Origin of the sequence: Rhodococcus sp. 06-156-4 (genome assembly GCF_002259345.1) — a bacterium.
GTDB lineage: Bacteria > Actinomycetota > Actinomycetes > Mycobacteriales > Mycobacteriaceae > Rhodococcoides > Rhodococcoides fascians_E.
In genome coordinates this window covers 151,271-169,392 of the sequence record NZ_NPGB01000015.1, presented here as the reverse complement: position 1 = coordinate 169,392, position 18,122 = coordinate 151,271, and the positions used below count along the sequence as shown (strand labels likewise).

The following is an 18,122-nucleotide window of genomic DNA, read 5'->3' as shown; positions in this document are numbered from 1 at the left end:
GCGACCGGGAGCTGAGCTATGTCGAGCCCAGAATGCGCTTCCGGGTGTCGCAGTGTCGAGAGCAGCCTTGCTCCTGATGTCTGTTTAGTCAATGGTATGTCAGTCAGGCACTTTACTATTTTGTCATTGGTAATTATGGTGTGGGTCACGCGACCGAGGCGCTTCGAGTCACTCGAGCCCGCGGCTCACATCCGCTCGACAGGAAGACCGATATGAGCATCACGACGTTCGAAATGCCCCTTCGCCATGCCGATCGGCTGTACATCGGCGGCCGGTGGGTAACCCCGTCGACGACAGCGACCATCAGCGTGGTCGACTCCGCGACTGAACTGCCCTTTTATGAGGTGGCCGCAGCGAGCGCAGCCGACATGGACCGTGCGATCGGAGCCGCACGCGAAGCGTTCGACAACGGCCCCTGGCCGGAACTGACACACGGGGAACGTGCCGAGTACCTCCGTGGGTTCGCCAACCACCTGCGGCAGCGTGCTGCCGACATCGGCCAGGTCTGGCCCCGAGAGTCGGGAGTTCTGCACTCGCTGGCGAAACCGTTCACCGATTTCGGTGCAAAGGAGTGGGACGATAACGCCGACCTGGCGGGCACTTTCGCATTCGAGGAACAGATCGCGCCGAGCGCGGGTGGTGTTTTCGGACTCCGGCGACGCGAGCCCGTCGGCGTAGTAGGTGCAATTATTCCGTGGAACGGCCCTCTCGGTTCGATCTCGCACAAAGTCGGTCCTGCCCTTCTGGCCGGATGTACCGTCGTGCTGAAGTCCGCGCCTGAGGCGCCGGGAATCGGTCTCATCGTCGCCGAGATCGCTGAGGCAATAGGACTACCGGCCGGCGTTCTGAACGTTGTCACTGCCGACCGCGAAACGTCGGAACTGCTGGTGCGCGATCCTAGAGTCGACAAGATCTCGTTCACTGGATCGACCCTTGCCGGTCGGCGCATCGCGTCCATTTGCGGAGGCAGGATCGCACGCGTCAGTCTGGAGCTCGGTGGCAAGTCCGCCGCGATCCTGCTCGACGACGTAAATGTCGAGGACGCGGCCAAGTCGTTGGCAGCGGCAGAGTGCATCGTGAGCGGGCAGGTTTGCTATTCGCTGACCAGGATCGTCGTGCCGCGTGCTCTTGAAAAGGACTTCGCCGAAGCGCTGGCGGTCGCATTCTCCGGTGTATCGGTCGGCGATCCCTACGACCCTTCCACTCAGATCGGGCCGCTGGCATCTGCAGTTCAGCGAGACCGGGTCAAGGGTTATATCGCTCGCGGCGTCGATCAGGGCGCAAAGTTGGTATCCGGTGGCGGACGTCCTGCACACCTTGATCGGGGCTTCTACCTCGAACCGACGGTGTTCTCGGGTGTGAGCAACAAGCACGATATCGCCCGTGAGGAGATCTTCGGACCTGTCCTCAGTGTCATCCCGGTGGACAGCGAACACGAAGCGGTGCGGGTCGCGAACGACAGTATTTACGGCCTCAATGCTTCGGTCTTCACTCCTGATGCAGATCGCGCACATGCCATCGCGCGGCGGTTGAGAAGCGGTACCGTCGGCCACAACGCGACACGAAGCGACCTTCGCTTGGGCTTCGGGGGCTTCAAGCAGTCGGGACTGGGGAGAGAAGGCGGCGTCGAGGGCCTACGCAACTATCTCGAAACGAAGGCCATCATTCTGGAGGACGTTCCCGTCGACTATCGCTAGCTGACGAGAGGTGAGGGTGAGTGCAGGCGAGACCGAAAGGGCGGCTCGCTGCGCGCGCTCACATATCTGCAACTGCTCCGACACTGTTCCCGACCATTCGGAACGAACATCGACGCGCATGGAAGCGGCCGTGGAGGGGGTACTCACGGTACCGGCTTCACCCGTCACTGTTGCACATCGGCCGAACGCAGTCGAATAGCAACAGCGCGGGGTCTCCCGCGATTCATCGATCGAGAAGGACAGTGTCAATGAAAGCCACATTCATGTATGCCCCCGGCGATGTCCGAGTCGAGACCGTACCCGACGCCGCGATCATCGAACCTACCGACGCGATCGTCCGCAACGTGCGCGGATGTATCTGCGGGTCCGACCTGCATCCGTATCACTCGATGGAGGCTTCGACGGACGGACGCGCCATGGGTCACGAGATGATCGGTGTCGTGGAGGAAATTGGATCCGCAGTATCGACTTTGAAGAAAGGTGACTTCGTCATCGCGCCTTTCGTGATGAGCGATAACACGTGTTCGTTCTGCCGCGACGGACTTCAGACTTCATGCAAGCACGGTGCGTTCTTCGGTAGCCCTGCGATCGGAGGCACGCAAGCGGAGTATCAACGTATCGCTCAGGCGGACGGCACACTGGTAGTTGTACCTGGAATCGATGACAAGAGTGATTTGCTGCCGAGTCTGCTGACCCTCTCGGATGTGTATCTCACCGGCTACCACGCTGCCGTCATGGGTAAAGTCGAGGCGGGTAAGACCGTCACGGTGATAGGTGACGGCGCGGTCGGACTGTCTGCCGTGCTCGCGTCGAAGCAGTTGGGTGCCGAGCGCATCATTCTGATGGGACGCCACAAGGCGCGCACTGATATCGGTATCGACTTCGGAGCTACCGACATCGTTGCCGATCGCGGCGAGGACGGTATCGCACAGGTGATGGAACTGACGGGCGGCGAAGGCAGTCACATCGTTCTCGAAGCAGTCGGTCTGATGCCCGCGTACGAGCAGTCCTACGGCATCGTGCGACCTGGTGGTGTGATCAGTCGAGTGGGCGCACCCCAGTACGAAGACGCGCCCGTCGGTTTCAGTTCTTTGTTCGCGCACAACGTAACTCTCACCGGGGGCATCGCACCTGTTCGCGCCTACATCGAGCAGGCGATCCCACAGGTGCTCGAAGGTGACATCAATCCAGGAAGAGTATTCGACAAAACGGTCGCGATCGACGACGTGCCTTCTGGATACGCCGCAATGGACACCCGCGAGGCACTCAAGGTGCTCATCGAATTCTGATTACGACGTCGGGGGCGGCTCACGTTCCGCCCGAACGCTTGTGGGGTTTGGGCGGAACGTGAGCCGAACGACAATTCAACTATCTCGCCTTGTCTCCAGGGTCTCGGTGAGTAACCCGCCGTTCCGGACGAAGCGCAGGTAGAGATCTGTCTGAAGGAGTGCGGACTGCAGCCGCAAGCCCTCGAGCCGGTTTGCGCCGCCACCCCACGTCAGTTTGTGGACGATCGACCATGTCGAGGCGTTCTGAGATGCTGTCTCCACCGAGTCGACTTCGTTGGCGCGGCGCAGTACGTGCGCGCGGATCTGTCGGCATCGCGCATCGAGATTCAGAAACCGGTACTCGTGCCCAGGCGCCACTTCGTAAGTGTTGTAGGGCGTAAGCCGAGACAAGGAATGAAGGAAGTCGCGGACAGGGTCGCTGTCCGCTGGGATTCCGCCGCGACCGATGCCAGGGTAGATGCGAGGCATCACGTGATCGCCTGTCAGCAGAAGCTTTTCGTCGGCGAGCGCGAAGCACGTATGGCCGCGGGTATGTCCGGGAGTGTGGACAACGCGCACATGTCTTCCTGATATCGGTAGCTCGACACCGTCGACGAGCCGGCAACTCGAGTCAGGAACGATGGGGGGAGCCGGACGCGGGGTGATCTGCAGGCGGTGTCGTTCGGGCGTCGGTACATCCCAACGGTCGCCGACTACATCGACGTCGTGGGAGTATCTGCCGTCAGCGGCGTGTGTGTTCGAGTCGTCGAGATCTGCCGGGTGGATATAGAGATCGATTCCGTTACGGACGGTCAGCCAGTGGGCCAGGCCCATGTGATCACCGTGCAGATGAGTTACGACGACACTTGCCAATTCGTCGAGCCCGGAGCCCGCCGCGGTGAGTGACGCGACGAGGTGTTCGCGATTCTCCGGTGTGTCGAACCCTGGGTCGAAAAGGTGAGTGCGCCCGTCGGATCCACGAATGAGATAGGTGAGTGTGTAGGGGACGTCGTGCCGGTAGGGCATGGGCAATGACCAGATTCCGGGCCTCACCTCATCGACCGGAGGCAGCGTCCGCGCGTGACAGCGGGAGTATTGAACGGCACTCACTGCACGAATCGCATCCGATTCTGGGTATGACACTGACACGATTGCGGTTTACTTTCGTGGAGGGTTCGGTGGGCTATTTCGTGAAGGCTGTCGGGAACGTGCCTGGTTCGGAGCTCATCGGTTCGCGCTCTTCTTCGCCACGATCGACGGCACCGGTGTGTCGGACCGATCTGACGGAGCCGTAGACAATGCTTACTGCAGCCAGTACGAAGATTGCGGACACGCCCCACGTTGCGTTGGTGGGCGACGACTGCACTAGGCCCAGCGCCAACACCGGAGCCAGGCCACCCGCGACAGCGCCTGCCGTTTCTCTACTGAGGCCGATTCCCGACGTTCGAATCTCCACTGGAAACTGCGCGGAGAAAAATGATCCCTGGGCTGCGGTCATGAGCGGCATTGCAATGCCGGTGGTGACGACCAACGCCAGCCAAATCCACAGTGCGTTTCCGGTGTTGAGCAACCAAAAGAACGGGAACGCAGCGAGGGCGACGATTATGCCTCCCGAGCGGAGGACATTGTTGGTTCCGAATCGATCACACATCATGCCGGCGAGTGGAACGACCACCACGGCGACAGCCGTTGCTATGGCCACGCCGGTCGCACCGACGTTCGCTTCTACGCCACGGTAAGTCGTCATGTATGCGAGTGAGAAGGTCTTGAACAGGTAGCTTGCCGCAGTCGAGCCCAGCATCACGAGAAACGCCGCGAGTAGACCGCGCTTGTGATCTTTTATCAGCGTGCGGAACGACGATTTGTGTACGTCAGGTTGTGCCTTGACCGAAGCGACGAACTCCGGCGTTTCAGGCATCACCCGTCGGACGTAGACGCCGACACCCAGCAACGCGAAACTCGCGAGGAATGGAAGACGCCAGCCCCAGTCGAACAAGAATTCATCGCTTGCGCTCGTGAGGACGGCGACGGTGATGGACGACACAAGCAAACCGAGATTGGTACCGAGTGACGGCCACGAACCTTGGCGTCCGCGGCGCCCAGCGGTTGCATGCTCCGTCGCAACGGCGGTGGCGGGGGAAAATTCTGCCCCGGCACCGAGTCCCTGCATGAGGCGGAGAACGACGAGAAGAATCGGTGCCGCCACGCCGATTGTTTCGTAGGTCGGCAGCAGGCCGATGCAGCCGGTGGCAACACCCATGACGACGAACGACATCATCAGGACGCGCTTGCGTCCCAGTCGGTCGCCGAGCGCGCCGAAAACGATACCGCCGAACGGACGCGCGATGAACCCGACTCCGAACGTGGCCACCGACGCGAGCGTTGCCGTTGCGGGATCGAAAGCAGGGAAGAACAGCCGGCCGAAGACCAGCGCCGCCATGGAGGCAAACAGAAAGAAGTCGAACCACTCGAGGGCGGTTCCGATGACGACCGCCGACCGAACGCGTCGGATTCGGATCGCATCTGCTGAGTTATCGCGGGACACGTGAGCTCCTGGAACATAGTTCGTATATGCGAGATTAAGTTCGCTGATGCGAATGTAGCACAGCTCACAGCACGAGATCGAGGTGTCGGCAGTCATCGTGCATCGCGCGTCGGCCCTGGCCGTCGCGGTCGAATTGGTGCGGTCTACGTCGTTCTGTGAGCGTTGACACATGGCTTGCCTGCACGTTATGGTCGCAATAGCAATTACTTGTTCGTAAATAGAAACGGAGAATGCATGTCGGCCCTGAGCGGAGTGAAGGTGATATGCGTGGGTCAGTTCTACTTCGCTCCTTACTGCTCCATGTTGCTAGCACGTCTCGGGGCCGACGTCGTGAAGGTCGAATCTCCGAGCGGTGACCCGTATCGAAAGCTGCCCTCTACTTACGACGACGGGGTCTCGATCCAGTTCTCGATGATCAATTCGGGGAAGCGGTCGTTGAAGCTCGACCTCAGTGTTCCGGACGGCCAAGATGTACTACGTCGCCTGGTAGCTGGCGCTGACATACTCATCCAGAACTTGTCGCCGGGAGCTATGGATCGATTCGGACTGGGGTACGCCGCACTCGAGAAGATCAACCCGCGACTTATCATGGCGTCGGGCACCGGCTTCGGGTCGTTCGGTCCCTATGCAGGCGAGCCGGCGATGGACCTCACCGTCCAGGCACGGACTGCGATCATGAGTACCACCGGTGACATGGATGGTGAGCCGTTCCGAACCGGACCGTCCGTCGTGGACTTCATGGCGGGTTCGCACCTGTTCGGCGGCGTGATGACCGCGCTCTATCAGCGAGAGCGGACCGGGCGAGGCCAGCACGTGGAGGTCGCTCTCCAGGACGCAATCCTTCCGTCTTTGTCATCGAACATTGCAGGAATGTTGAACAGTAAGGGTGCGATGCCCGAGCGGACCGGTAATCGGCACGGAGGTCTTGCCGTGGTTCCGTACAACGCTTACCTGGCTTCCGACGGGTGGGTGACCGTGCTGTGCCCGACTCAGGCTCATTGGGAACGCCTGTGCCTGTTGATGGGTGACCCCGATGCTCGACACGCTCGATTCGCGAACATGGATCTACGCTGCGTCAACGTCGATGAGGTCGACGCAATCGTCGGCAAGTGGACGATCACGCACACCAAGAGTGAGATCGCGGCGATCCTGGCGGAGGCTCGCATTCCGAATGCCCCGGTCCTCAGCCTGCAGGAAGTCGTAGACGACCCGCACGTCGCCGAGCGTGGAGTTCTCCGCCGGATGAAGGACGACGAGGGTGAATGGCTGACGTTGGGAAGCCCACTCTTCCTGTCGGATTCGCCATTGGTCGAGCCTGAGCGTGCGCGTGGGCTCGGTGCGGACACGGACGACATCCTTGGCAACGAGCTGCAGATGACGCAAGATCAGATATCGAGCCTACGCTCCCGCAGCGTCATCTGACCGTCGCTTCCTCGCCGATTGCCTCCCCTCCCATTTCGTACAGGAGTAAGAAATGCGTCCCGTGGACACCGAATCGAACGTTGGCATCTCACGGGAATTGGCCGCGGGAGTTTTTACCGACAAGATGCTTTCCGACATGCGCGCCCTGATCGGAACAGAACTGCGCACCGAGACCTCGGTGAACAACGAATACGCAACGCGCACCGCCATTATGCGATTCGCCGAAGGTATCGGTGACGGCAATCCTTTGTGGGTGGACTCGGAATACGCTGCAGGCACACGGCACCGGGGCCTGGTCGCCCCGCCGAGCTTCATCTTTGCGTGCCTAGGCGGAATACAGGTGGGGTGGCCGGGACTCGGTGGGTTTCATGCCGAAACGACCATCGATTTCCGGCGTCCGATTCGATTGGGGGACAGAATCACGCCGAAGGTCTTCTTCGACGGCTTCGACGGCCCTATCGAAACCAGCAACTTCGGTGGTCGACGGATCAAGGACTACCTTCGGCAAGAATACTGGAACCAGGACGGTGAGCTGGTGGCGAAGTTCATTTGTTCACGGATGCGGTTCGAGCGCAACGAGATGCGGGCGCGTAAGGAATCACGCTCGGTCGAACTACCGCATCCGTGGACCGACGAAGAGCTGAGCGCGATCGACGAGGATATCCTCGCCGAGTCTCCGCGAGGGGCGAACCCTCGTTTCTGGGAGGACGTTACGGTCGGTGACGAACTCGAACTGCTCACCAAGGGGCCGATCGGGTTGACCGACGAAATTGCCTTCATCGCGGCCGGTGCGGCACCGATTCCACGTGTCTCCGCTCACGGCGTCGCGCTGCGTCGCTACCGCAAGCACCCGAAGTGGGCGTACCGCGATCCACGTACCCATGCGCTCGAGCCGGTGTATTCGGTGCATTACAACGGCTACGCCGCAGGGTTGCAGGGCGCACAGATGGCTTACGACGTTGGTATCCAGCGCACGTCATGGCAGATCCAGCTACTGACGAATTGGGCAGGAGACGACGGTAGTGTGGCCTCGATCTTCGGTCAATATCGAGGCCACGTCTACCTTTCGGACGTTGTCCGCCTCGGCGGGCGCGTGCTGGCCAAGGAACTCGACGCCACTGGCAGTCATGTTGTGCGGATCGAGACGTGGGCGTACAACCAGCGCGGCCAGAATGTCATGCCCGGCTCCGCGGTCGTGACACTTCCGAGTCGCGGTCGACTGCCTGCGAACCAGTCATGACCGGCGCTGCCCTTTTCTCTGTCCAGTCGAGCTCTGCAGGGAGCACCTGATCCCGTTGCCTGCTGCCGCAGGCAAATGGGGACCAGGGCGGATGCGGGGTATGGCGGTCAGCGGCGTCCTCGCTCGCGCTGTCGAGCACGCTGTAACCGATCCCGTTTTGCGTCCGGTGCGATGGACCTTGGAAATGTGCCGCGTCGCAACGATGAACACGTGTCGGTCCGACGTCAGAATCATTCGGCAAGGCCGTCGTATCACTCTGGTCGAGGCCGACTTGATCCAACAGAACGAGGTCGTAGCTACCGCCCGGGCACTTTTTCTCCGCGGGGAACCGAGGGCGATTGGTGCGGAGGTATGGGCACCGGCGTGTCGGTGGTCGGCACCGCCGACGGATCTTTTACCGGTCACCGCGGGTTCGAGGTTGTATTACGACGAAGTGGGCGGCTGGACGGCCGAACCGCCGGCTCACAGCGCAAAGCGAAACGTGTTGTGGCTAAGTGGTTTTCGAATCGTAGACTGCGACGAGCCCACGCCATTCCAATTCGCGGCCAGTACCGCCGATGTCGCGAGCGTCGTCGGCAACTGGGGGAATGCGGGAATGCAGTTCATAAACGCCGATGTCACTTTGGCTCTCGCTCGATTGCCGGAGGGGCCCGGAATCGGCATGGCGGCACTCGATCACGTCGAGACGGACGGAATCACCACGAGTGTTGTCAGTGTGTTCGATCGGACAGGGACTTTAGGGACTGCAGTCGTGTGCGCCGTTGCGAACCTCGATGTCACCGTTGACCCCGCAGAGTCCGCGGTACGCTGAGATACGGTCTGGTCACGCCGTACCAGCGCAGGTACCTCAGCGTTTGCCAGGGCTTCGGTTCTTCCATCTCCCTACATGTTCGAGCAACAATGCTGACAGTTCTTGGAGGCGCGGTTCCACCTGCGTTGTGGGGCCGACGAGGGTTACCTCGGCCGCAGCCTTACCGTTCGGTCCAGGGACCACGGTGGCGAGTGCGGTTCGTGTTCCGTTGTGCAAGGTGTTGTACGCGATGCCGGTCAGCTTGATTTCGTCGTATTGCGAAAGGAATTCGTCGACGAGGTGGCCCTCGTCGCGGCCTCGACGACGCAGAAAGACGTCGCGCTGTTCGGGGGCGAGATCTGCCAGCAGAGCTTTGCCGCCCGCCGTCTCCAGGAGCCGACGGCGAATGTTGGATCTGGCCGCAAAGCCCGCGAGCAGATCGGCACCGACCTCGGACACGTAGATGAGGTCGTCACCTGCCTGGACACCGAGGAATACCGTGACTTCTGCGGCTTCGTGCAGCGCTTGTAGGTCTGCGTCCGTCACCGATCCGGCCCGGAGGTGTCCGCTGGCCAGAGTGAGCCCGTGCAGTGCGGGACCGATGTAGAAGCGATTGCTGTCCTGGTGCAGCCATCCTGCGGCGATGAGTCCGCGGATGAATCCGTACAACGAGCTCTTGGGCGCGTCGATGGATCGGGACAACTCGGCGAACGTCATGCCGGGGTTGTAGACGACCTCTTCGAGTATTCGAGTAACGCGGTCGATCGTGCGATGGTTCTGAGGTTCTCTGTCGATGCGCTCACTCGAATCCTCGGTCACAGTCACCATTTAACCCCATCGAAGATTGTGCGGGTGACGACCGCATCGTCCACCTACAGTTCGTACGGTTCGTACGCATATTGGTACAGCTATTCGCTATTAGGCACCTTGCGAAATCTACCGAGCTGCGTTGTTTGTGTCAACCATCACAACGCCCCCGGTGCTCCTGCCGGAGAATCGCCCGCTGTTCCCGTTCTGACCATTGACAGGATTCGACCGGCAACGCTAGGTTCGTTATTACGAACAATGTTACGTAATAACGAACCGTCGCTCAATGTGCCATCTTCGATCGTGGTCTGAGCAACCACGGAGCCAGCCCGTGTCGTGCCATCGGTCGACCGTCTCACGGAAGTGAAAATTGATGACCTACAGCCAAAACTTGGAACTGCGTCACGTGACGCCGCCGTTTCGTACCTTCGTCGGTGAAAAGGCCATGTCCGCGTTGCCTAGAGAGCTCGCCAGGGTCGGTGCCAGTCGCGCAGTCGTAGTGTGTGTAAAGCCGATCGTGGATCACCCGGAGGCTATGCAGCGACTGCGCGACGCTTTGGGGTCGAGCTTGGTCGGTCTGTTCGATGGCGTTGTGGAACACAGCCCGCTACCCGCCGTGAACGAGGCACGCCAGTATCTCGCGGATATGGAAGCGGACGCGATCATCGCGGTCGGAGGGGGATCGTCCGTTGTCACCGCGAGAGCGGCCTCCATCCTGCTGGCGGAAAGGCGAGACATCCGTGAACTCTGCACACGCCGAGAGGAGGATGGCCGGCTGACGAGTCCGAAACTGTCGGCGCCGAAACTCCCGCAGTGGGTGGTGCCCAGCACGCCGACGACGGCCTACGCCAAAGCCGGTGCGGCGATTCGCGATCCGGAAACCGGCGAGCGTCTGGCCTTGTTCGACCCGAAGGCCCGTGCCCAGGGCGTGATCCTCGATCCTGTCGTGGCGTCGACGGCGCCGGAGAAACTGGCATGGTCTGCATCGCTCAACATTTTCGCCATGGCTATCGAAGGCCTTCAGTCACGTTCGGTCGATCCGTTGGCGGACGCTTTGTTGCTTCAGGCGCTGCGCACTGTAATCGAGTGGGTGCCGCGTCTGAAAACGAAGCCGAATAGTGCTCAACCCCGACTCAACCTGATGCTGGCATCGTTGATGAGCGGCCAGGGTAGCGACCATACAGGTGGAGGTCTGGCGCAGGCGCTCGCGCATGCGATCGGACCCCGGTCGTCCGCGCCCAACGGAGTTGTGGAATCCATCCTGCTACCACACGTTACGAGATACAACATCGAGGCGGTGAGCACGCGGATTGCGTCCATCGGCGACGCGCTGGGCATCGCCGACCGTTCTGCTGACGGTACCGTCCGTGAGATCGAACGACTCCTCGACGTGTTCGAGACCCCGAGGCGGCTGCGCGACATCAGTGTCTCGCGGGATGCATTGGAGGAGTGTGCCGATCATGCCTTGGATGACTTCTTCATCACCACCGGGCCGCGTCCCGTCGATCGAACTAAGTTGCTCGAGTTGTTGACCGCTGCGTGGTAAGGACAGGGACGGTTCGAGCCCGTCGCAGTAGTTCTGTCTGCGTCGTCGTGTCTATCCCCGAGTTCTACCGCTGTTGGAGGGTAGTGGTGGCTCGGTTCGCACGCGCCCTTGCTCGGTCCACGCTGCGTACGAAATATCTGTCGCGTACTGCCCGCGAACTCGCTGTCTGATCACCGGTCGACCGCGCGTCGACGCGCCTGGCCGTTCGCGGTGCTGCGTCTGCATCTACCGCCGAGTGAAACTCCATCGTCGAATCTGCGACCGTCTCGGGCGACAGCCCGAGACGGTCGACGTCGTTCAGTGATCCGTTGGGGCTCCGCTGGATGTCGATATGACGAATTAGACAGCAAGAGTGGCTATTGTGTCGCCGCGAACTTGGCTTTGACCCGGGAAGCGAGCTATATTTAGTACGCAATGCTGTCTATATGAACGGATGAGTCGTCGAATGCAGGATCGTGTCGATCAGTTGCGCGAGGACATTGTCGTTTTCAATCGCATGATTCGCAGCAAAGGTGAGAACCACTTGCTCTCACCGACCCAACTGCAGGCGCTGGCCCACCTGGATCGAGTGGGGCCGATGAGTGCGCGATCTCTGGCCGACCTCGAACGGGTAACTCCGCAGACGGTTGCTCGCACAGTCGCGGCACTGGAAGGCGACCAACTGGTGTCCCGCACGGTTGATCCGGATGACGGGCGCGCACACGTGATCTCCATCAGCGATCGCGGTCGTGGAAAACTCGATGCCGAACGTGGCAAACGCAGGCAGTGGCTGGCTGCCGTACTCGCGGAAGAGTGCACCGATGTCGAGCAGGAGTTACTTTTTCTCGCCGGATCGGTGCTCCGACGTTTGGCGGAGTCCAGACGCGGTCGCGGGGTCGAGACTCGGTGACGGCCACCACGGAGAGATCGGATGCGGTTCCGCTCCGAGTCAGCGGTGCTGTAGCGACCGGAACGGTTCTGCAACCGCTCAATTCGTCCATGATTGCCGTCGCTGTTGTCGCGATCGCCGCTCAATTCGGATCATCGACCGGTGTTTCTTGGATCATTTCGGCTATGTACATCACTACGGCAGTGTGCGCACCGATGGCGGGTCGCCTTGGTGTTCTTCTGGGCGCGCGCCGGGTGTTCCTCGGCGGGCTTCTCTTGGTTGCGCTTGGCTCGCTCTTGGGTACTGTCGCCCCAAATGTGAAGTGGCTGATCGCGTCATACGTAGTTCTCGGCATTGGCATCGCGGCCCACATGCCCAACGCCATGACGATGGTGCGCGAGCACGCCGCGCGCTACCGACTGGAATCACGCTCCGCAACAACAACATTAGTGGTATGCGGCCAGTCGATTGCGGCTGTCGGTCCAACACTCGGCGGTCTCCTCGTCGGGACGTTCGGGTGGCAATCGATCCTGTGGGTCAATGTGCCGGTCGTGATAGTGAGCGCCTGTGCCGTGCTACGAGCGGATGTCGCGTCACCGAACCGTGTCCGCCTTTCGCCGAGAGAGGCGTTCACGGCCCTCGACCTTGTCGGCGTGGGACTGTTCCTTGTCGCCATCACGTCCACGATGCTGTTGTTGGTGTCGTTTCGAGGGTCACCGACATGGTGGTTCCTTCCAATCGCAGCGTGCTCGTCGATGCTCTTTGTCGCGTGGGAACGCCGTACCCGAGAACCGTTCATCGATGTCAGGGCACTGAGCCGCAACAGAGCGCTGAGTGCGACGCTCGCGCGCACGCTGCTGACGTATACCTGCTTCTATCTGATTTTCTTCGGAATTCCACAGTGGCTGCAAGTCTCTCGCGGAATGTCGGCAACCGAGGCCGGGCTGAGCATGCTTCCGGTCGCAGGCGTCAGTGTTGTCGCAACAATGTTGGGAGCACGGACATTTCGTCGTTACGGCGCCCGAATCACGCTGTTGACAGGCACATCTGCCCTCTTGATCGGAGGGATCTTGATCGCGCTCGTCGAGGATAGTACCGCGCCGGTGTTGGTCCTGTTGCTGGTCGCTGCAGTACTCGGTATTCCGAACGGGTTCAACAACATCGGCAATCAGAGCCTTATCAACTCAGTGACGTCTGTCGAAGAAGTGGGCACCGCGATCGGTATGTACCGGACGGTCGCGTTCGTCGGCGCGAACATCTCAGTGGTCGTTCTGCACATCACCGCGGGTGATGTCCTGGACGACGACGGACTGCACCGCACTGGGTGGTTCATCGCAGCGTGTTCCGTGATTCTCCTCGTCGGCACCGCGTTCTCTCGCAGCATTCGCGGATCCCGTGCGTCATCGTTCCGCGAGGCCGCAACCGCTACGTAAAGCCGGCGGATGACCAGACGAGATCCGTCGTTCGTGCGACGACCATAGAGTTCACCGATCGGGAATTCCCCAGGATGGACGCGCGAAGATGCGTTCTGGGTGTACGCGGTTGCCTATCCGGATTGCGCGATCGCCATCGAGCCGAAATGGCGACCACCCGCAAGTCGCGGTATCTCTCCTCGATCGCTCCGACGTCCATTCTTGCCGTGTGCTCGATGGCTCGGGGCCGGTCTTCCGATCCTGAAATCGACCTCCCGAGCAGGCGTCGCTCTCGCTCCGTTCGTGTTGTTTCCGACATCGACATTGACGTGTGATGGGGCGCACACTATGGTCACTTAGGTCGCACACGCGGAATAAAGATCGCATATACGAACAGACGTAGACAGGATGAGACCAGTGTCCAACAAGAACCCGCTCCGTTCCCGCGCTGCTCGAAGGAGATTTCGTGCTCCGGCTGCGGTTGTCTTTGCAGCCGCTTCGCTGCTGATGGCCGCATGCGGATCTTCTGGTTCGACCCAAACCGCAGAATCGGGACCGGCAGTGTCCGTGGACGAAGCCGCATGGTCCGAGATCGTCGAGGCAGCCAAGGCGGAGGGTTCGTTGGTTGTCTACTCGTCTTTGAGTGACGTCGAATCGAGCTTTGCTCAGTTCGAGGAGCTCTACCCGGAAATCGATGTCACGATCGAGAGGGCACCTACCGGCGACCTGATCACACGACTCGATCAGGAACTCGAAGTCAACGCTCAGGGCGCAGACCTGACCATGCACAGTCAGAGCGCGTGGTTCGAGGAACGCTACGGCCAGAACTACTTCGCCCAGCTGAAGCTCAGCCCCGAGCAAACTGCGGCGGGCTGGGAGGACATGGTCGACGGCGTGAGTTACGCACATGTGTTCACCAACGCCTTCATCTTCGGGTACAACACGAGCACCGGACGGCCGATCGAGACCATGCGTGATGTCCTCGGCACTGTCGGCGGGGCCGCGATCGGTGTGCCCGACGCCGCAATCACCCCGGCGCAGACCTTCTTGTACCACACTTGGAACGAGGCCTACGGCGACGACTTCCTCGCGAACATCTGCGCCTCGAACAAGACGGTTTACGGCAGCAACGTCCCCTTGGGGCAGAGCTTGGCCGCCGGTGAGATCAGCTACGGAGTCGGACTGGCACCGTCCACGCTGCTCAGTCTGAAGGCGGAGGGAGCGCCGGTCGACTACGTCATCCCTGCGGAAGCGAACACCGGCGTCGGTTACGACGCGGCCGTTCTCGCCAACGCTGCTCATCCCAACGCGGCACAGGTGTTCGCCGACTGGCTGATGAGCGAACGCGGTGCGGAGATGTTCACGGAGAACCATGGTCCGGCGTCGACGCCGATCGCTGTCGAAGGGTCCATTCCGTGGGGCGAGCTTCCTACACCCGCCGACGGTGACTGGTCTGTCGAGGATCACGAAGATTTCATCGAGAACGTCTGGACGCCGGCCTGTGGCTGATCCGTCGTACGGGGAGCGGAGGGCATGTGCCCCACTCCTGGAGACCATGAAACGAAAGGAGCCGTCGTGTCGACTGGCTTGATCGAGAAGAAGAAGCCGACGGAAGCTCAGCACGCGCCGGACGAGTCTGTGAACAGTGCGATGGTCGGGTTGGTCAATCGCTACGGCGGCAAGACCGCCTGGTACGTGTTCGCGATCGGGATGGCTCTGTTCGTGCTGGTTCCCATCGTCATGTTCTTCGCTCGTGCATTCGAAGGCGGCGGCGAGGCCATCGGCGATGTGTTCACTTCGCCTGGAATCGGCCGAGTCATGTTCAACACGGTGTTGTTGGCAGTGGGCGCAACCATCATCGCCGGGTTCCTGGCCGTCGTTCTCGCGCTTCTGGTCATGCGGGTGCCGCCGAAGTGGCGTGGACTTGCCGCCTTCCTGCCCCAGCTACCATTGGTCATCCCTCCGGTTGCAAGCATCGTCGGGTGGATCTTCATCTTCGCGCCGACTGTGGGATACGGAAACACACTGCTCCGAGGCCTACCATTTTTCGACCGAATGACCGATGGACCGGTCAACATCTACTCTCTCGGTGCGATCATCGGCATCACGGGAATCGACCTCACGGGCATCGCATTCGCCTTCGTCTTCGCTCGACTCCACGAGATCAACGGATCGTTGGTCGCCGCGGCAAAATTATGCGGAGCTTCGCCTCTCAAAGCCTTCTTCACCATTGCTCTGCCGCTGCTGCGTCCGGCGCTGGTGTCCTCCCTTGTAGTTGTCTTCCTCCTCGGTCTTGGTCAGTTCACGGCGCCGTTGCTACTCGGCTCCAACGGTGGAATCGATGTCCTGACGACTGAAATCTTCCATCTCCGTGAGCAATTCCCGATCAATTATGCGGCCACGGCGGCACTCGGGCTGCCGCTCGTGGCATTGGGCATCGGATCCATCTTGATCCAGCGCGCAGTGATCGGCGATCAGCGGCGCTACGTAACCGACGGTGCCAGCCCCGGTGCAACCACGAAGCCTTCGCGGTGGGCCTTCGCTGCGATCGTCTTCTACGCGTTCGTGACATGTGTGGTGCCGCTACTGGCTCTCGCACACGTAGCCATCTCGCCGTTCTGGGCAGGCGACCTCAGCAGCACGTCGTTCACGATGAGACACATCGAAGCGACGTTGTCCAACCCAACTGTTACAAGTGCAATCACGAACAGTGTCGTCATCTCGATCATCGCCGCCGTGATCGTCATCCCGTTCGGTTTCATTGCTGCACTCGCTCTCAGCGGGGTGCTCAAAGCCCCGAAGGTCGTACAAGTCGTTCTCGACTTCGTATTTCTGGGCCCGCTGGCAGTACCTCGCGCGATGTTGGGGCTCGCTGTTCTGTACGTATTTCTTCGCGAACCGTTCAACCTGTACGGAACGCTCACGCTGTTCGTCATCGGCTTCGTGTTCATAGTCCTGCCCTTCTCGCTGCGGTCACAACATGCCAGCTTGATCGGACTGCACCCCTCTCTGTTCGAGGCTGCGAGAATTTGTGGGGCAGGGACGTTCCGGACAGTCTTGAACATCGCGCTACCGCTGACGCGACGAGGTATGGCGGCGGCGCTCGCGATCATGTTGATTCTTCTCTCCCACGACTTTGCAGTGTCGGTGATGCTGAGGTCACCGGGCAATCACGTAATGGGAACTGCAATTTACGAGTTTTACGAGGGAGGCGTCTTCCCGCAGGTCGCCGTCATGGCCATCATCATGACCCTCGTCACCGGAGTGCTTCTGGCACTGACGGTTTGGATCGGCGGAAAGTCCGCCCTAGACAGCGTCGCAGGAGGTGGCAATGCCAAGCCTAACAATGCATGAGAAAGAGACCATGCCCACGATGAGTCAGCCCGCCACGTCGGAGAGTGCCAATATTTCCGGCGTTCGCAAGACTTTCAATGCCAAGGGTCGTTCGGTCAATGCCGTCGACGGTATCGACCTCGACATCAAGAAGGGGGAGTACGTCGTGATCCTCGGCCCCAGTGGCTGCGGAAAATCGACCCTGCTTCGGTGCCTGGCGGGCCTCGAGACCCCAACCGAGGGAACAATCACGCTACAGAACAAGACGGTGTACGACGCTCGGCGCAACATCGACATCAAGCCGAACAATCGGGAGGTGGGCATGGTCTTCCAGAGCTATGCGCTCTGGCCCCACATGTCGATCGAAGACAACGTCGCGTATCCGCTGAAGATGCGCAAGGTACCGAAGGTAGAACGTGCGAAACGCGTCGCCGAGGTTCTCGAGGTGCTCGAATGCTCAGCATTGGCCAAGAGGTTGCCCGCGGAGCTGAGCGGCGGCCAGCAGCAGCGCGTGGCCTTGGCGCGAGCGCTTGTCTACGAGCCGTCGATACTCTTGCTCGACGAGCCGCTCAGCAACCTCGATGCGTTGCTCAGGGTCTCGCTGCGTACGGAACTACTGCGGTTGCATCGCACTCTTGGGTTCACAGCTCTCCATATCACCCACGATCAGGACGAAGCCTTGGAGATGGGTGATCGCGTGGTTCTCATGCGTGAGGGTCGGATCGAGCAGATGGGTGCCCCCGAGGACGTCTACGCGCGCCCTGTCTCGCCGTACGCCGCCCACTTTCTCGGCGTCCGCAACCAAGCGGCAGTCACCGTGACCGGTGGCGTTCTGAGCAGTGACGCCGGCCCAGTCCTCGGTAGTGAGCGGCTGGCAACTCAGCATGCGGACGGTTCCGAACTCACCTTGTTCGCACGTGGTCAGGACACCGACGTGATGGCATTCAATGCGGCTGAGGAGCACACGCCGGCACCGGGTCGGGCGGCTCTGGAAGGCACGCTGGCTCAGAGCGTGTTGGGAGAGGGGGGACGCCGCCAGTACATCGTCGACGTCCACGGCCATCAGTGGATCGCGCACAGCTCGCTCACCGACGACCTGCAGGCAGGTGACCGTGTTCTGGTGACGGTACCGATCGACTCGGTACTGCTGTACGAGGGCGAAAAGCTTGTCTCCCCGGCTGCGGGGTAGTGCAG

Annotated in this window: 14 protein-coding genes and 1 pseudogene; 12 read left to right on the top strand and 3 right to left on the bottom strand. The window is 60.8% G+C overall.

Features of this window, described 5'->3' with window-relative positions:
- Nucleotides 1-212: 212 nt before the first annotated feature.
- Both CH290_RS10165 and CH290_RS10160 read left to right on the top strand, forming a co-directional pair.
- Entirely contained in the window at nucleotides 213-1,697 is a 1,485-nt protein-coding gene (locus CH290_RS10165) for an aldehyde dehydrogenase (RefSeq protein ID WP_033188451.1), read from the top strand.
- A gap of 248 nt (nucleotides 1,698-1,945) precedes the next feature.
- The gene (locus tag CH290_RS10160; protein ID WP_033188452.1) at nucleotides 1,946-2,986 is read left to right on the top strand and encodes a zinc-binding dehydrogenase; all 1,041 of its coding nucleotides are present in this window, start codon (nucleotides 1,946-1,948) and stop codon (nucleotides 2,984-2,986) included.
- 75 nt (nucleotides 2,987-3,061) lie between these two features.
- Here CH290_RS10160 and CH290_RS10155 read toward each other — a convergent pair whose 3' ends face one another.
- Nucleotides 3,062-3,991: an MBL fold metallo-hydrolase gene (locus CH290_RS10155; RefSeq protein WP_052083067.1), complete on the bottom strand. Its 930-nt coding sequence runs from the start codon at nucleotides 3,989-3,991 to the stop codon at nucleotides 3,062-3,064.
- A 157-nt stretch (nucleotides 3,992-4,148) separates the two neighbouring features.
- Nucleotides 4,149-5,510 (bottom strand): MFS transporter, encoded by a 1,362-nt coding sequence (locus tag CH290_RS10150; RefSeq protein WP_052083084.1) that lies wholly within the window; start codon nucleotides 5,508-5,510, stop codon nucleotides 4,149-4,151.
- Nucleotides 5,511-5,744: 234 nt separating this feature from the next.
- On the opposite strand from CH290_RS10150, the gene CH290_RS10145 reads away from it, so the two are divergent.
- The 4 genes and pseudogenes from CH290_RS10145 (at nucleotide 5,745) to CH290_RS31050 (ending at nucleotide 8,983) form a co-directional block, all read left to right on the top strand.
- Entirely contained in the window at nucleotides 5,745-6,932 is a 1,188-nt protein-coding gene (locus CH290_RS10145) for a CaiB/BaiF CoA transferase family protein (RefSeq protein ID WP_033188453.1), read from the top strand.
- Between the two features lie 52 nt (nucleotides 6,933-6,984).
- A complete protein-coding gene (locus CH290_RS10140) occupies nucleotides 6,985-8,172 on the top strand; it encodes an FAS1-like dehydratase domain-containing protein (protein ID WP_033188454.1) in 1,188 nt (395 codons plus the stop codon).
- A 55-nt stretch (nucleotides 8,173-8,227) separates the two neighbouring features.
- Nucleotides 8,228-8,476 (top strand): annotated as a pseudogene (locus tag CH290_RS31125) (acyl-CoA thioesterase domain-containing protein); the annotation flags it as partial.
- Between the two features lie 291 nt (nucleotides 8,477-8,767).
- On the top strand, nucleotides 8,768-8,983 hold the full coding sequence (locus CH290_RS31050) for a hypothetical protein (RefSeq protein ID WP_329955221.1): 216 nt from the start codon (nucleotides 8,768-8,770) through the stop codon (nucleotides 8,981-8,983).
- A 36-nt stretch (nucleotides 8,984-9,019) separates the two neighbouring features.
- Here the strand turns inward: CH290_RS31050 and CH290_RS10130 are convergent, their stop codons facing one another.
- Complete coding sequence (locus CH290_RS10130; protein ID WP_052083069.1) at nucleotides 9,020-9,790, bottom strand: IclR family transcriptional regulator; 771 nt, start codon at nucleotides 9,788-9,790, stop codon at nucleotides 9,020-9,022.
- A 352-nt stretch (nucleotides 9,791-10,142) separates the two neighbouring features.
- Between CH290_RS10130 and CH290_RS10125 the strand changes: the two genes are divergently transcribed.
- The 6 genes from CH290_RS10125 (at nucleotide 10,143) to CH290_RS10100 (ending at nucleotide 18,117) form a co-directional block, all read left to right on the top strand.
- Nucleotides 10,143-11,315, top strand: a complete 1,173-nt coding sequence (locus tag CH290_RS10125; protein ID WP_052083070.1) for an iron-containing alcohol dehydrogenase family protein — start codon at nucleotides 10,143-10,145, stop codon at nucleotides 11,313-11,315.
- 445 nt (nucleotides 11,316-11,760) lie between these two features.
- Nucleotides 11,761-12,204 (top strand): MarR family winged helix-turn-helix transcriptional regulator, encoded by a 444-nt coding sequence (locus tag CH290_RS10120; protein WP_033188456.1) that lies wholly within the window; start codon nucleotides 11,761-11,763, stop codon nucleotides 12,202-12,204.
- The gene (locus CH290_RS10115; protein WP_033188457.1) at nucleotides 12,201-13,616 is read left to right on the top strand and encodes an MFS transporter; all 1,416 of its coding nucleotides are present in this window, start codon (nucleotides 12,201-12,203) and stop codon (nucleotides 13,614-13,616) included. Before CH290_RS10120 ends, CH290_RS10115 begins: the two co-directional genes overlap by 4 nt.
- 540 nt (nucleotides 13,617-14,156) lie before the next feature.
- Nucleotides 14,157-15,104, top strand: a complete 948-nt coding sequence (locus tag CH290_RS10110; protein WP_033188458.1) for an ABC transporter substrate-binding protein — start codon at nucleotides 14,157-14,159, stop codon at nucleotides 15,102-15,104.
- 66 nt (nucleotides 15,105-15,170) lie between these two features.
- Nucleotides 15,171-16,949, top strand: coding sequence for an ABC transporter permease (locus CH290_RS10105; protein ID WP_052083071.1), 1,779 nt, complete (start codon nucleotides 15,171-15,173; stop codon nucleotides 16,947-16,949).
- Between the two features lie 19 nt (nucleotides 16,950-16,968).
- On the top strand, nucleotides 16,969-18,117 hold the full coding sequence (locus CH290_RS10100; RefSeq protein WP_170947640.1) for an ABC transporter ATP-binding protein: 1,149 nt from the start codon (nucleotides 16,969-16,971) through the stop codon (nucleotides 18,115-18,117).
- Nucleotides 18,118-18,122 lie beyond the last annotated feature (5 nt).